We start from the raw sequence: 15,988 nt of genomic DNA on the forward strand, positions 1-15,988 counted from the left end.
AGATTATATTCCACAGCAAATTATAGTTCAGATTTTCCAAAAAAACTTACCAGAATTTTTGTTCAGGAGGATAATTATCCAATGCAGCTTTCATCTGGTCATATCCCTTCTGTACAATTTCTTTCCATCTGGTATCATCTAACATTCCAATCCCTTTCAGATCCAATTCAAGGTATATTTCCACACCGGATTTTGCCATTTCCTGCTTTTGACGACTGTTTAAAGTCAAAGAATTGACCAGAATAGAAGTAATTCCCGGAATCCTGTATTTCTTTTTTCCGGTCAATTTATTCAGCAATATCTTTTTGGGTGATGGAGTTTCATCAAATTCCACTGGTTGGGATTTGAGCTGGGTAAGAGAAATGGCAATGATGTGTTTTACTGGATATTTGTACATAGTTTCAATAGGCAGATTATCCACTACTCCTCCATCCACATGAAGCTGCCTATCAATTACCACGGGGGGATAAATACCGGGAATGGCAATACTTGCTTCAATTTGTTTTCTTGCCAGTCCTCTATCGTGAACTTTGGTAGACGCATTGGAATAGTTGGTGGAAACACAATAGCTTGCTACCCAAAAATCCTCCAAATAGGTATTCCCCATCATCTTTTTGATGTAGTTGCTCATTTTCTTTCCTGACATAAAGGAAATCAAAGGAACAGTGAAATCATTCCGTGTCAATTTGCTATTGGCAGAATCCTGACTGTAGAAATCTATTTTTTCCCTATTAAAATCGCTAAACGAAGCTGTCATTCCATAAAGTGCCCCAGCACTGGTACCTCCCAAAAAATCTATTTCCACCCCCATATCATACAATGCCTTGATTGCACCCAAATGGGCAAAACCTTTTGCGCCTCCTCCGCCTAATACCAACCCTATAGCTTTATTGGCCAGAATCCGGGCAAAACGTCTGATGTCCGGACCATGGTTTTTCCGGTAATGTATATGCAGGTCTATTTTCCTTCCTTCAAACCATCTTCTGGTATTTTCAGGGAATTTGGCCTCCTCAGGATGTAGAAGAAGTAAGTAAATTTTCTTGTTCAGTATATTATTGGAATATAGATCCAAATGGCGCTCAATCTCATAAATCCTGTTATCTGCATAAAAATCAGTGGCCAATACTACCAAATCTGCATAAATAATACATTGACGGGACCATTCCAGGTTTTCGCCACTGCACACCAGGAAATTCAACCCCTCATGTTGCTCCAGGGTATCATAAATATCCTGCAATGCCATTTTAGCATGGGAATCATGGTCAAGTATCTGAATACTGACATTCAAGGATTCAAATTGGGCCTTAATGGCTTCTGTATAATCCGTAATGTCATTCTCTGACTGAAGGTTGATTACCGCAATATTTTTGGCCGATGTTTCCAGGTGTTGCTGAAGTGTATTCCTCCTTAGTCGGTTGACTACAAAACGGGTTAATTTGGTTGAAAATGCAGGATGTTTGGCCACTATTCCCAGGTAATCTTTCTCTTTCAGTTCCAGTACGATGGATTTCCGGATTGCCACAACGCTGGCTGATCGGGGTTCACCTAAAAATAGCGCAAATTCTCCAATCGGTTCACCTTCTCCAATATCACCAAGTGCATGCCATGTATCCCCCTCCTGTTCCGCGAGAGCCCGGAACCTACCCGAAAGAACAATATAAAGAGAACTGTCAGGGTCACCTTGGTGAAAGAGATATTCACCTGTGTCCAGTTCCATTACTTTTCCTTTTTCAAGGATTTGATTCAATAATTCTTCTTCCAATGTCCCAAAGAGTCGAAGAAGAATGGCCCTGTTATGTAAGCTGTGGTTAAAATTGGGGTTCAAAGTTTATTCCTTTTTTGAATTATGCTGAACAATACTTTTTAAATATAATCTATTTGAATATGCTTAAAACCTTTTTTCTTTAAATGGTAATTTTCCATTTAAAATAAGTACATAATACCTAATTATTCATTTTAAGGGTAATATAATCCTAAATTGGGTAGATTCACCTGGTATTGAATCTAAATCCAATTCCCCTCTATGCGCCTTCACAATATCATAGCTCAGGCTCAGTCCCAAGCCTGTTCCCTGTCCAGTCGGCTTGGTGGTGAAGAAAGGCTGGAAGATTTTGGATTTGACTGACTCCGGAATCCCATCGCCATTGTCCATTACAGCTATTTCTATGGCATTCTCCAGACTTTGGGTTTTGACCTTTACCATGGGTTTATAGCTTGTATCCCCACTATCCAGAAGCTTTTTCCTTTTCTCATTCACGGCATAAAAAGCGTTGTTGATCAGGTTCAGCAGTACCCTGCCCATATCCTGTGGCATCACTTCCAACTTAGGTAGATTGGGGTCAAGGTCCGTTTTAAAATCCGCCTGGAAGGATTTATCCTTGGCCCTCAGTCCATGATAGGCCAACCTGAGGTATTCATCTGACAGGGCATTGAGATCGGTAAGCTCTTTCTTCCCTGACCCAGTCCTGCTGTGCTGCAGCATACCCTTGACGATTGCGTCGGCTCGTTTGCCGTGGTGATGGATTTTTTCGAGGTTTTGGATCACGTCGTCGGCTATTGCCTCGGCTTCCTCTTTGCTTCCTGTGGCAAGCTCCTCTTTCATTTCCGCCAATAATTCTTTACTCACCTCCGAAAAATTATTCACAAAATTCAAAGGATTCTGTATCTCATGGGCGATCCCTGCGGTAAGCTCTCCCAGGGAGGCCATCTTTTCGGACTGGATCAGTTGAGCCTGGGTGGCCTTGAGTTCGGTCAATGATTTTTCCAATTCAGCCGTTCGTTCGTTCACCCGCTCTTCCAGGATACGGTTTTCAGCTTTGAGTTTTTGGGAGCGCCACTTTACAATGGCGGTGATTATTCCTCCCATCAACAGCGCGTACAGCAAATAGGCCCACCAGGTGGCGAACCATGGTGGCAATACCACAAAAGAATACGCCGCTTCCTCGCTTACTCTTCCAGTATATGCCATCGCCCGGACATAAAAGGTATAGGTTCCGGGAGACAGGTTGGTATATTCTTTAAACTTATTGTCGTTCCAGTCCACCCATTCCGGATCAAAGCCCTCCAGATAGGTCTGGTACTTGGTTTTTTTCTCCTCTTCGAAGTAGGGAGCCGCAAACTCAAAGCGATAGGAATTCTCTTTCCTTTCTACTGCAGCTATATCCTTTTTTCTTCCGTAAAAAAGCAAGGGAATCGTGTCGGTCTTGGTTTCAATACGTCGGATGAGGGTGAAAAATTTCTTATCGCTCTGATTGTCTTTTTTGGGGTCATAGCGGACAAGGCCTTTAGGGGTACCAAACCACATGATGCTGTCTTCATCAATAAAATCCTCGGTGCTTAAGTAAGGCGCAATGGAATTGGGTCTTTCGTCCCGGACAAATTTCCCCTCAGCATCCCGGTTAAGGATGTATTTCTTTTTGTCAAGGGATTCATACCATATGATGCCCGATTTGTCCTGGTTAAAATCAAATATATCCTTTTCGATGGCACTAAAGTCTTCCGTAGCTACAAATTCCCCTTCTTTGGAGGAGTATTTCAGCATGCCCTCAGAGGAGCTTATATAAAACTCCCCATCTATCAAGGAATACCTAGTTTCTAACCTATTGGTTTCAAAAACTGCAACTTTCATTTTGGTCGGATCGTCAGTTTCCAGACCGATGTCTTTTGGATCAAGCACAAACAAATTCTCTCCATTTCCTGAAATAACCTTACCATCCTTATCTTCATAAAGGATGGTTCCAACGGATTCAACGCCTGGAACATTTCCCCTATATTCCCAAGGGTATTCTTTGGAAAGGCCTCTTTGGTAAACCATAAGCCCGTTAGTAGCACCGACCAAAAGAAGATTGGGATTGCTTTTTGGAATTAAAATTGTCTGCGCACGATTACCTTCTTTTACCTGATAAAATCTAATTGTTTTCCCATCCCGGATGAGTTCCAAATTTCCTGAATTTGCTATAATTAAATCTTCTCCATCAGCCCATGAATCATAAAGCAAAGAGGCAGTTTGGAGGGCCGCTTTGAATTTTTTTTCACCAATATCAAATTTTAGAAGTCCTGTAGAAGTTCCTAAATAGAACTGATCTCCAACTTTCTGAATATTTCTGACTCTTGAATCGATTCCCGATTCCTTACCGAAACTCAAAATTGGAGTATTGATAGCTATTCTTGCCATACCATCATCGGTAGTTGCCCACAGTCCCCCAGTTTGGTCAAAGTAAACACTATACACAATATCTGAAGGCAACCCCTGATCTGTACTTATCCTTTTGATTATTTCACCTTCTTGATTCATCATGACTATGCCTGCGCCATAAATGCTTAGAAAGTAATTTCCTTTATGAGTTGTGGCACTATTGAGCGTGTTATTCACCTCAGTTGGAAACCTGGTCAAAACACCATCTTCATAAAGATAGAATCCTGTACCTGCTGCTCCTAAAAGCAATGAATTTCCTTTAACCTTAGAATATGGATGTATGGCCGAAAGACGTTCTTTACCAAAAATATCCGTACCCGGGATCATTTTTAGTCCGTCTCCTTCCAATCGGTACAGTCCCCTCTCAGCCTGCTGCACATAAATTTGATCCTCCACCAAGAAGCTTTTTCCAAATCTTGTCTCTGCCTGCCAGGATTTCAGGGACTTCAGCGTCAAATCCTCATTCAGCGCCAGCTGGATGAGGTGATGATCTCTTGTACGAAGCAGGATGGAACCGTTCCAAAAATGGATTTCATCAGCAACAAAGTTTGACCTTAACTCCTCAGGGATCAGATGAAGCAGGGAAACAGCCCTTGTTTCTCCTTTTGAATCCGCTTCCAGAAAACCAAAATCCTGACCGGTATAAAAAATCCGGCCTGTGTTATCTTTCGCAAAACTAAGGATACCGATTAATTCATTGCTTTTAAACAGGGAACGCCAGGAGACCCCATCATATTCATGTATGCCAGTAGCAGTACCAAAGTACATCAGCCCCTCTTCACTCTGTATTGAAGCCAATACTGAGGGATCTCCTCCATATTCCTCGTTGGTGTAAACAGTAACAGGAAGCCTTCCGACCTGCTCGAAAATGGACTGGGCGGAGAGTAAGGAAGGAATGAAAAGGGTCAGAAACAAACAACCAAGAATGAGGTGTCCGGAAGGAAGTTTCAGTCGGAGACAGGCCATTGGTATTAAGGTTAAGATAGCTATTTTCCTGAACAGGCTTAGTACTCCCTCAGGATTTTTCAAATTAAATTTCTGAAAACTAAAATACTAAAATAACTGAGACACCAATACTTAGTTTGTAAAATTCCACTTAATTCTACATAGGCAGAATAACGATGAATTCAGTGCCTTTCCCCTCCTCACTATTTAATTTTAATTCCCCACTATGCCCCATTACAATATCATAGCTCAAACTCAATCCCAATCCTGTTCCCTGCCCAGTAGGCTTGGTCGTGAAGAAAGGCTGAAAGATTTTGGACTTTACGGATTCGGGAATCCCCTCGCCATTGTCCATTACAGCTATTTCTATGGCATTACCCAGACTTTGGGTTTTGACCTTTACCATGGGTTTATAGCTTGTATCCCCGCTATCCAGAAGCTTTTTCCTTTTCTCATTCACGGCATAAAAAGCGTTGTTGATCAGGTTCAGCAGTAACCTGCCCATATCCTGTGGCATCACCTCCAGTTTTGGTAGCTGAGGATCAAGTTCAGCTTTAAAATCCGCCTGGAAGGATTTATCCTTGGCCCGAAGTCCATGATAGGACAACCTGAGGTATTCATCTGCCAGGGCATTGAGATCGGTAAGCTCTTTCTTCCCTGACCCCGTCCTGCTGTGCTGCAGCATACCTTTGACAATGGATTCGGCTCTTTTACCGTGATGGTTTATTTTGGATTCATTCTCTCGAAGATTGCCGGCAATAGCCTTCACCTCTTCAATATTCCCTTTATCTGCTTCTTCTACCAACTCTTCAATCAATTCTGTATTCAATTCAGAAAAGTTATTCACAAAATTCAAAGGATTCTGTATCTCATGGGCAATTCCAGCAGTGAGCTCTCCAAGTGATGCCATTTTCTCTGATTGGATCAATTGAAACTGGGTAGATTTGAGGTCTGCGAGGGATTTTTCAAGTTCTGCAGTACGCTGATTCACCCGCTCTTCCAGGATGCGGTTTTCAGCTTGGAGTTTACTGGATCTCCATTTCACAATGGCGGTAATCAATCCCCCGATCAGCAAGACATAAAACAGGTAAGCCCACCAAGTGGCATACCAAGGGGGAAGTATAGTAAATGTAAATGTAGCTTCATTGCTTACCGTATTGTAAAGGTTTTTAGCCCTGACTTTGAAGGTGTAGGTACCTGAAGATAAATTGGTATATTCCCTAAATGAATTCCTGTTCCAAGACGACCAATCTTTATCAAACCCTTCCAAAAAAGTCTGATAAACTGTCCTTTCTTCCTGTTCATAAAACGGAGCGGCAAATTCAAATTTGAGGGAGTTATTGTTATTTTTTAAAGAAATGGCTTTTTGATTGGGATTATTAATATGGAGTGAGTCTTCTTTTGTAGAAACCTGTCTTAGAAGTACATTGAATGTTTTCCCAACTGCATTTTGTCCCTCCATCCTAAACAGACCCTCACCGCTTCCCAACCAAACAGTCCCATCTTTTTCGGGGTAAATGGTAATAATATCCTCTCCGGGATAAGCACTAAAAAGGTTATCCTCTAAAGCATAGCTTCCGTCAGGAAGTGGGCTTGCTACCCGGATTTTATTATTGATACTCATCCAAACCTTACCAGCACTATCCTCAAAAACTGAAAAATTATCAGTGGATGAAAAGTCTACCTTTATTTCTCCGAAAATATCAGTCCTTTCAAATTTTTGAACTTCGGGATTAAATTTAACCAAACCATCTTCTGTGAGTGAATAAACCTCCCCATTTACACCATAAATTAACCCAGGACCATTTTCAAGACCACTCTCAGGTCCAAACTCCTCTAATTTTGAATTCAACAAGTCAAGCTTTCCATCAGGAAGCATTTTTGGTACTATTCTATATACAATCCCTAAAGAAGTTCCTGCCCATATGCTACCATCATTCCTTTCCGCCATAGTATAGACACCAAGTTTGAGTTCAAAAAGTTCTCCTTCCTGTATCCAGGGAAATTCATTTGGATTATCATTTCTGGTAAATACGGATATGCCATATGTACTTCCCAGCCATAACCTTTCTCCCTTATTTTTGGTGAATAAATAGTTGATGGGAGATAACTGTGGATTGATAAATTTTCTTTCCCTCGACTTTGGCTTTATTTCTTTTATCCCATAAGAAGTAGGAACCAATAGACTATTTCCATCATTGATTAAAGTAAACACCTGTCCTCCTTCAGTTTCAGGTACAAGTTCAAACTGCCGTTTGGTAGGATCAAGAAAAAATACTCCTGATGTAGTCCCTACGTATAATAATCCATTTGAACGGGTAATTGAAAGTACGGCTGATTTGATACCGGACTCTCTTGAAAATCTTGTCAGGAAGGAATTGAATTCAATTTTTGAAATACCATTATCCATACCAAACCATATCAATCCTGAATCATCAATGAAAATGGCATAAATGGAATCATCCTGAATACCAACCTCAGAGTCAATTTTCTGAATAAATTTCCCTTGGGGATTCATTACAAAGGCACCTTTTCCTAAGACACTAAAAAGATAATTGCCATCCGGCAGCAGTTTACTTCTATATAATGAACCCGACTCCAATTGATCATCAAGTTCAGTTTTCAGTTTTTGGAATTTTCCCCCATCATATATAAATACTCCCTTGCTGGCTGTGGGCATCAAAAACTGAACATCCCCTCCTTTACCCTGAGAATAGGGTAATATTGAATATGTAGGGTGATCTATAAAAAAATCTCCTCCTGGAATAAGTTCCAGTTCTTCCCCTTCTAATTTAAAAAGTCCTTTATTTCTCTGTCCAATATAAAACGATCCCTCAAGCTCATGGCCTGCCATAAACCCAGTTTCCGAAGTCCAAATTTTCAATCCCCTATCAGGTTTGGAGCTTTCCGCTTCAATCCTGAATAAATTTTCTGAGGACTGGAAATAGACATGATCACCTACACTTTGAATTGAATTTATTACCGAAAATCCCTTGTATTCTTCAGGCAATATATGGGTTAAAGAAACAGCTTTGGTATTTCCGAATTCATTGACTGATAAAAAACCAAATTCATTTACCGTTCCGTAATAAATGACTCCTTTTTTATCCTTTCCCAACGTTCTTATTATGGCATTCCCTCCTACTCCTGGTAACTTAATCTGTTTCCAGTTCACGCCGTCATACTCTGTAATCCCTGAAGTAGTGCCAAAATACATGATCCCCCTGTCATCTTGAATGACGCTCCAGATTTGGGAATGGCCCTTGTAGATCTTGGAAGTGTAATTTGAAATTAACGGAAGTCCTAATTCAGGATTGATTTGGGCAGATACTGGGAATAGCACTAAAAAATGGGTAATTAAAAAAAGTAAAAATAAGGTGCGAATTTGTTGAGTCTGGGTTTTAGGAAGGGTGTTTTTAAGCATAAATAATCTGAAGTCTAATATTCATGGAAAATAAACATTTATAAGGAATTAAAAATACTTCCTGTGCTTTTTGATTTAAGTGATTCTATTTAACAATTTTCAAAAAGTTGATTTTTAATAATGAGTGTTAACTTAATTCTCAAACAGGAATTGTAATTATAAATAAAGTTCCTGACAGAATTTCTTCAATGCCAGATTTAGGTGGAGACTCCACAAGCAATGTGCCTTCATGTGCCTTCACAATATCATAGCTCAGGCTCAATCCCAATCCTGTTCCCTGTCCAGTCGGCTTGGTGGTGAAGAAAGGTTGGAAAATTTTGGATTTGACTGATTCCGGAATTCCCTCCCCATTGTCCATTACAGAAATTTCTATGGCATTACCCAAACTTCTTGTTTTGACCTTCACCAAAGGTTTATAGCTTGTGTCCCCGCTTTCAAGAAGCTTTTTCCTCTTCTCATTCACAGCATAAAAAGCATTGTTGATCAGGTTCAGCAGTACCCTTCCCATATCCTGTGGCATCACTTCCGACTTAGGCAGATTGGGGTCAAGGTCCGCTTTAAAATCTGCCTGGAAGGATTTATCCTTGGCCCGAAGTCCATGGTAGGCCAATCTGAGGTATTCATCTGCAAGGGCATTGAGATCTGTAAGCTCTTTCTTTCCTGACCCCGTGCGGCTGTGCTGCAGCATACCTTTGACGATGGATTCGGCCCGCTTACCGTGGTAATTGATTTTTGTTTCATTTTCCCGAAGATCGACAGCAATAGCTTTAACTTCTTCTATATTTCCTTTATCTGCTTCTTCCACCAGCTCATCTATCAATTCCGCATTCAATTCCGAAAAATTGTTCACAAAATTCAACGGATTTTGTATCTCATGGGCAATCCCTGCGGTAAGCTCTCCTAGAGAGGCCATCTTTTCGGACTGGATAAGCTGTTCCTGTGTATGTTTCAGGTCACGGTACGCTTCTGCGTTATCAAGTGCCAAAGCCGCATAAGTCGCAATACTTCTCAGGAAATCGAGGTGAAAATCCGTATATGCATTTTTCTCAAAGCTCTGTGCAGTAAGAACACCGATGATTTTATCCTTATTAAAAAGGGGAAGATATACAATGGATTGTGTAGCATCCCCCTGCACTGTAGGCGGAACAAACTCAACATAACGTTGGTGGTCAATTTCAAAGTCATTGGAGAAAATTTCTTTTTGGTTTCTGAAACACCAGCTTGCAGGCCTGGTATTGTCATCCACCTTGTAACTGTAAGGCGGCAAAACACTTCCCTTTTCTTTGGTGGCAGGAAACTCCAGGCTGTTGTTGGGTTTATTGTAAATGCCGATTCCGAAGACAGATGAATCCATTAATTTGTTTACATGGTGGTAAACCGTATCTATGATATTTTCGATGGATAGGGATCGGGTAATCTCTTTTCCGATTTCGCCGATCAACTCAATGTTTTTGCGTCTTTCATTTTCAGCCTCAGCTTTTAGGGTAACTTCCCGAAGGGCTGAAAGCTGTCTTTCCCTGCTTATCGCCCTGTTGCGCTGGGAGACGACTATGGACCCTACTAACAGTCCCGAAAATACAACATAACTCAAATACGCCCACCAGGTGGCATACCAGGGTGGAAGGATAACAAAACTATAGGCTATTTCATCCGAAAGGGTGTTGTAGATGTTTTTTGCCTTTACCCTAAAGGTATAGGTACCACTTGGTAAATTGGTAAATTCTCTAAAAGATGTTTCCTCCCATTTACTCCAATCCTGATCAAAACCTTCTAAAAAGGTTTGATACTTGGTCAGTTTCTCTTGAATAAAAAAAGGAGCTGCGTAATTAAAACGGATGGAATTACTTTTGAAATCAATCTCAGGAAAAGATGTTTCACCCATTTGGACTTTATGGCTCAAAGTATCTGAACTTGAAATTATTTTTGTAAAGTAAACCGGAAAAGGCTGATCGGTTGAATTCGGCTTTTCTCCATCAATCCTGATCAAACCTTCATCGGTTGCAAGCCAGAAGACTCCATTAGATTCCGAATAAAAAGTACTTAAACCTTCACCTGTAAATAGATTAATAGGATAATCCTGTAAGATATAAGTGCCGTCTGGACCGGGAAGAGCTAACTTTCTTTCATTTTTAAAAAAAACAATCACCTGGTCAAGGTTATCCACCAATAAAGTGAAACTATCAAAATTTACATCTGCGATTTCATTTGAAAAACTAAAAACTGTATCCTTTATAAAGCGCTCTTCATTTTTGTCGAAATAATAAAAACCATCAATGGCTGATAAATAAATTCTGTCTTTGACCTTGGTGACTCTACCACTTGTCCCAGTCAATCCATCTGCTTCTGTAAAAGACCTAACTTTGGAATTTGAAATATCGATGTTATTAGATGCTGTTTTTGCCCAGGTAATCCTGAAAAATTCTCCGGCCTGTGTCCCCCCCCATAGCTCACCGTCTCTATCCTCCGCTAAGGAATAAATATTCCTTTCGATTTGGGGAAGTTGGCCTATAAACTCCCATATATATTCACCACCAGGGGCATTAAGACTTCTTTCCCTTTTAAGTACTGCTATTCCAAATGCTCCACTGATAAATACATAACCAGGATGTGATTCTGAAATCAGAATTTCAATAATCTGAAGGTTTTCAGCAACAGGAATTTTACTGCTTTTCCCATTTTTATAGGAATAAATTCCTTGGTTACTGATCAATAATTGATCCCCGTCCAAAATAATTGTGAAAATCTGCGCACTGGGAACATCCTTGACCTGCTTTACCATTCCATCCTTTTTGTCAATGAAAAGCAAATTTTGGGAACCACCTATAAACAAATTATCCTCCAAAACATTCAGAGAAAGAATATTACCCAACTGCCTGTCAGGGGATACTAAACGTGCAAGAGGAGAAGAAATTTCAATTTTTGATATGCCATTATTGGTGCCGGCCCAGAGTGTTCCCCCCTTATCTACAAAAAGTGAGTAAACACCATCATCGATCAACTCTTTTGAAGTATTAATTCTTGTAATCAATTTGCCCTTATCATCAATAATAAGAACACCATTCGCCGCATCTCCCAACACAATACTTTTATCAGGTAAGACTGTGCCTTTATAGAGCCTGGAATCTATCATATAATCATCTGCCTCTGTTTTGAAGGGAGTAAATGATTTTCCGTTGAAGTGATGAAGCCCATCTCTAAAAGTACCTATCACAAACTCCCCAATACTTCCATGATTAAACATCACCTGGGCCCTGTCTTTTCCTAAAAATTCACTGCCTGATAGGAACTCGAGTTTTCCTTCCACCAATTTAAAAAGTCCCAAATCTATCTGATGGACATAATAAGTGTCATCTATTAGGAATGCATACATAAATTGGGTATCAGGTTTCCAAACTTCGATTTTAGCTTCCTGAACTCCTTTTGGAGGAGAATAAATAAAAATAGCCCCCCTCGCCTGAAAATAAATCTTTTCATCAAGCTCATGAATGGTCCATATTTCATTAAAAATTCTATGTTCCTCAGGAATCAAATTTATCAATGAAACTTGCTTGATATTGCCCAATTCATCCTCTTTCAGGTATCCAAAATCTTCTAATGAGCCATAATAAAAATTTTCTTTGCCATCATTCAACAAAGCCCTTGTGGTGGTATTGAGGCTTTTTACTGGGGAAATCAGTGTCTCCCAGGTGTTCCCATCATATTTTATGATCCCCTGGGAAGTTCCAAAATACATAAACCCCCTATGATCCTGACCGATACTCCAGATTTGAGCACTTCCTCTATATTCCTTAGAGGAATAATTTGTAATAGTGGGAATACTTTGAGACGAATTGATCTGAGCAGTAGATTTGAAAGGGACAATCCCAAATAAAAAAACAAAAAATAGACAAACAATTCTTCTTATTGGCAAATGTTTGTGAGATATATATTCCATGAAATTAGATTTGTATCAATGATGCTGACAATTCCCTAAAATAGGTATTTCATTTGGAAAATTTTGAAAATGAATTGAAATCCAAATAAAAAATTTGGAAAAAATAGAGTTGTGGAATAAAATAAACTCCTACCTCGCCAATGGATCGGACCGCATTTGGAATTTATACACCTTGCTGGTGGTCCCTTTGCCTCCTTCCATATGAAAAGGTGCCCGGGTGCTGATGGTGGCCCAGATGCCTCTACCTTTCCAACCCGCATTTGGATCATCGATACGGCCATCCATCCATTTGGTGTAAAATCCCAGTGGATAAGGGACCCGCAAAACCACCCATTTGCCGTCTTGAAGGACCAACAATCCCTCCGAGCCGTTTCCGGTATTGATGGGGATGTTTTCCCCAAGACCCAAAGTATTGAACTGATCTACCCATGTATAATAACTGGATTCTGCACTTCCTGACTCATCCAGTCCCTGCAACTGGGGCAAAGGTTCTGTGTAAAAAGTCCATCCTTCCGGACAATGTTGGCCGGTTGCATGGGGTCCGTTCAGAGGACCTTGGCATTTCCTTCTGTCAAAACTCGCCAAATGCCCACTGGCAAGGGCTACCCAGGCCACTCCATTGCGGTCCACATCCATGCCCCTTGGAGAGTAACCTTCAATAGGATAACCCGTTGCATCCAATGGCAGTTCATAATATTCCACTAAGGCAGTTTCAACAGGATTTGATCCAGGATTCAATCGGATCAAAGCTCCAGGATACCCCAAAGAAGAACCCCAAACCGAACCATCAGGTGCAGGTGAAACAGCATACAGTCCTCTGGAAATCCGTTTGTCTTTGGATGGATCCAAGGAATCATTGGGCTCTACATAGGCATCCCTTTTTCCATTTCCATTGGTGTCCAAAATCAGCGGTGTCCAGCCCTGGGAGGCCACTTCATCTCCGGTTTCTTCGTACATTTTGGTATCCAGCCAACCAATCACCTGTCCTCCACCACTGGTCCAAAGGGTATTGTTTTCGTCCTCTGCAAACATCAAATGGTGTGTACTGAAGCAGTTACTGATATGTTTATATTCTTTGGTTTTAGGATCATAAACACCCAAATGCCGATAAGATCTTTCCACTGGAAATACTTTGGCGGCAGGATGGTCCGAACCTTCCAAACAAAAAGAAGGATTTTCAAAAGGGCGCACAGCAGCCGTAATCCAAACCTTTCCTTTATCATCAAACATGGGATTGTGGACATTGGCCTGGCTGTTCCAAATGGCCTCATCCCCCCAATAGAGAGAGGGTGCTGCCACCTCTGGTCCTGTGGCTAAAGGGGTATTGGGATCCCGTACGGTCAATGGCACCTGACTGATCTCATGACTGGAAGGATCCAATACAGGCAAATAATCCGCACTGGCTTCCAATGCGCCATATACAGGACCGTTGGCATTCAGCGTAGGATTTCTCCGGTCTGTGGAAACCACATCGTGTAAATAAGCTTTGGGATCAGCCCAATCCCATTGGGTAATGACTACATTTCTTTCAATTCCCTGAGGCCTTGGTGGAGTTTGGGGAATTTCCCCTTCTTTTATCCTATCTGTCCAATCGGCAAACATTTTAAGGACAGCCTCCCTACCCAAACTTTGAATTCCCATAATCATACTGGATCCTGCCTGCCCGGACTGTAAACGCCTTTCCCAGGCTTCTTCTGAAGAATGGAAATTACCCAAATTTTCAGAGATATTCCTTGTTCCCAAACTCCCCAATTGATGGCAGGCCATGCAATTCCCGGATTTGATACTTCTTAAAAAATCAGCTCTGGTTTTGATATTGGGGGAAAAGCCATTTCCATTGGGTCCTGTTCCAGGGAAATCACTTATTTCAGGGACCCGCAAAAGTGAGAACCAATATCCTCCAGGGTAATAATAGGCAGCAGCCTCAGGACTTGGAGCCGGAACTGCCTCTAAATTGATGGATTTGCCAGGCGTGATTTCCTTTTTTTGAGAGTCAATCAGACCATACCCCCTCACCCAAATGGTGTATTTCGCTTCAGGAAGTTCGGGAATTAAAAATCTGCCCTCATCATCGGTTACCACTATTTTGGCATACCTTGTGGGAAGATCAAATGTCTCAGCAATTACCCAAACCCCAGCTTCCGGACCATCAAGACTGCTCACCACTCCGCTGATATCGCTCCCCCCTATTTCAATTTCATTTCTTGGACTACAGGCTGACCAAAAAGTAAGCGTAACGCATAACCCACAAATGAGATAACTCTTAATGAAAAAAATGCTTTTCCATGGAGTGGTCTTGATGAATTTGTAAAATGACGGGCGGAAACTTTGATCTTTCATAGTTTTTGGGTTTTGAGAAATGCCTTAAAAAAGTCCACCGAGAATTCAGGGGCTATGATCAAATATACCATTTTAAAAAGATGATCCATAGAAAATACCCAATTAAATACCTCAAAATCAAGTAGAATCATAATCCTAACAACCCATTTAAGAAACTCTTACCCAATTTCTGCTATATTAGAGAAATAGTATAGGTGATTAAAAACTACCTTAGTTGAATTGGATTCAATGAATAAATCCCTTTACCAAAACTCTGCCTTTTGGCTGGTCCTGTTTTTCGGATTTGCTGTTTTTGGATTCTGGAAAAGTTATTTTTCCTTTCCTCAAAAGGATCTTTCTTTTTACCAACACTTGCATGGTATCAGTATGACTATCTGGTGCCTGATGTTGATAGGACAGGCTTTTTTGATCCGGTTTAAAAAATTTGAAATTCACCATTTAGTGGGCAAAAGTTCATTTGTGATTTTTCCCATCCTGATCATTTCGACTTTTTTGCTGATCCATTTCAGCCTGAGTTCTTTTGGAAGGATCAATACAGCCATCCTCTATCAAATGGCCCTAATTGTCAATGCGACAATTGTTTTGGTCATTATTTATGGATTGGGAATGTATTTCAGCAAGGACAGATTGACCCATGCCAGATATATGGTATGTACTATTTTCCCTATGTTTACACCGATTACGGACAGGATTATTTATAATTATATCCGACCCTTAATACCTTTAGCCCCTAAAATTGAAGGTATGCCGATTGTACCATTTTTTGGTTTTTTGTTAGCTGACATAATCGTAATTGGGCTAACAATCTGGGATTGGAAAGCACATAAGCTAAAGGATGTGTTTCTGGTTGTATTGGGGCTGTTACTGCTCTACCATGTCTCTGTTTTCACCTTTTACAAATTTGGCTTTTGGCATGACTTTACCAACTGGTTTTTGGGTTTGGAACTGACCTGAAGGCTGGGTTTTGCTTTCTGGAATAATTTATCTCTCTTTAAGCCCTTTTTAAATCCAACTTCTACCTGGCGGTAGACAGGCCTTCAGAGTTATCAAAATCTTGGATTAAATAACATTTTTTACCCCACATTGCGATGTGTGGTTTAAATTCCAATATGAACATTTCCCGTCAACCCCGACTGGGGTTGAATTTGAC

General features: G+C 40.7%; 6 protein-coding genes and 1 pseudogene. 1 reads left to right on the forward strand and 6 read right to left on the reverse strand.

Going from position 1 to position 15,988, the window contains the following annotated elements:
- Positions 1 to 46: 46 nt before the first annotated feature.
- The 6 genes and pseudogenes from ACFSKV_RS02420 to ACFSKV_RS02445 form a co-directional block, all read right to left on the reverse strand.
- Positions 47 to 1,825 (reverse strand): patatin-like phospholipase family protein, encoded by a 1,779-nt coding sequence (locus tag ACFSKV_RS02420; protein ID WP_380800097.1) that lies wholly within the window; start codon positions 1,823 to 1,825, stop codon positions 47 to 49.
- Positions 1,826 to 1,951: 126 nt separating this feature from the next.
- Positions 1,952 to 5,161, reverse strand: coding sequence for an ATP-binding protein (locus ACFSKV_RS02425; RefSeq protein ID WP_380800098.1), 3,210 nt, complete (start codon positions 5,159 to 5,161; stop codon positions 1,952 to 1,954).
- 136 nt (positions 5,162 to 5,297) lie between these two features.
- Positions 5,298 to 8,483: a sensor histidine kinase gene (locus tag ACFSKV_RS02430; RefSeq protein ID WP_380800099.1), complete on the reverse strand. Its 3,186-nt coding sequence runs from the start codon at positions 8,481 to 8,483 to the stop codon at positions 5,298 to 5,300.
- 220 nt (positions 8,484 to 8,703) lie between these two features.
- Positions 8,704 to 10,155, reverse strand: coding sequence for a GAF domain-containing sensor histidine kinase (locus ACFSKV_RS02435; RefSeq protein WP_380800130.1), 1,452 nt, complete (start codon positions 10,153 to 10,155; stop codon positions 8,704 to 8,706).
- Between the two features lie 48 nt (positions 10,156 to 10,203).
- Positions 10,204 to 12,498: pseudogene (locus tag ACFSKV_RS02440) on the reverse strand (two-component regulator propeller domain-containing protein); the annotation flags it as partial.
- Positions 12,499 to 12,627: 129 nt separating this feature from the next.
- Positions 12,628 to 14,838 (reverse strand): hypothetical protein, encoded by a 2,211-nt coding sequence (locus ACFSKV_RS02445; RefSeq protein ID WP_380800101.1) that lies wholly within the window; start codon positions 14,836 to 14,838, stop codon positions 12,628 to 12,630.
- A gap of 228 nt (positions 14,839 to 15,066) precedes the next feature.
- Here ACFSKV_RS02445 and ACFSKV_RS02450 point away from each other — a divergent pair, with 228 nt between their 5' ends.
- Positions 15,067 to 15,792 carry a hypothetical protein gene (locus tag ACFSKV_RS02450; RefSeq protein WP_380800102.1) on the forward strand — a complete coding sequence of 242 codons (726 nt, stop codon included), beginning with the start codon at positions 15,067 to 15,069 and terminating at the stop codon, positions 15,790 to 15,792.
- The last annotated feature ends 196 nt before the right edge of the window (positions 15,793 to 15,988 follow it).

This window comes from Shivajiella indica (assembly GCF_042683085.1).
GTDB lineage: Bacteria > Bacteroidota > Bacteroidia > Cytophagales > Cyclobacteriaceae > Shivajiella > Shivajiella indica.

Bases quoted from the DNA above. Each gene is read 5' to 3' on its own strand.
- ACFSKV_RS02425 (WP_380800098.1), bottom strand. From the start codon at position 5,161: ATGGCCTGTCTCCGACTGAAACTTCCTTCCGGACACCTCATTCTTGGT.
- ACFSKV_RS02445 (WP_380800101.1), bottom strand. From the start codon at position 14,838: ATGAAAGATCAAAGTTTCCGCCCGTCATTTTACAAATTCATCAAGACC.
- ACFSKV_RS02450 (WP_380800102.1), top strand. From the start codon at position 15,067: ATGAATAAATCCCTTTACCAAAACTCTGCCTTTTGGCTGGTCCTGTTT.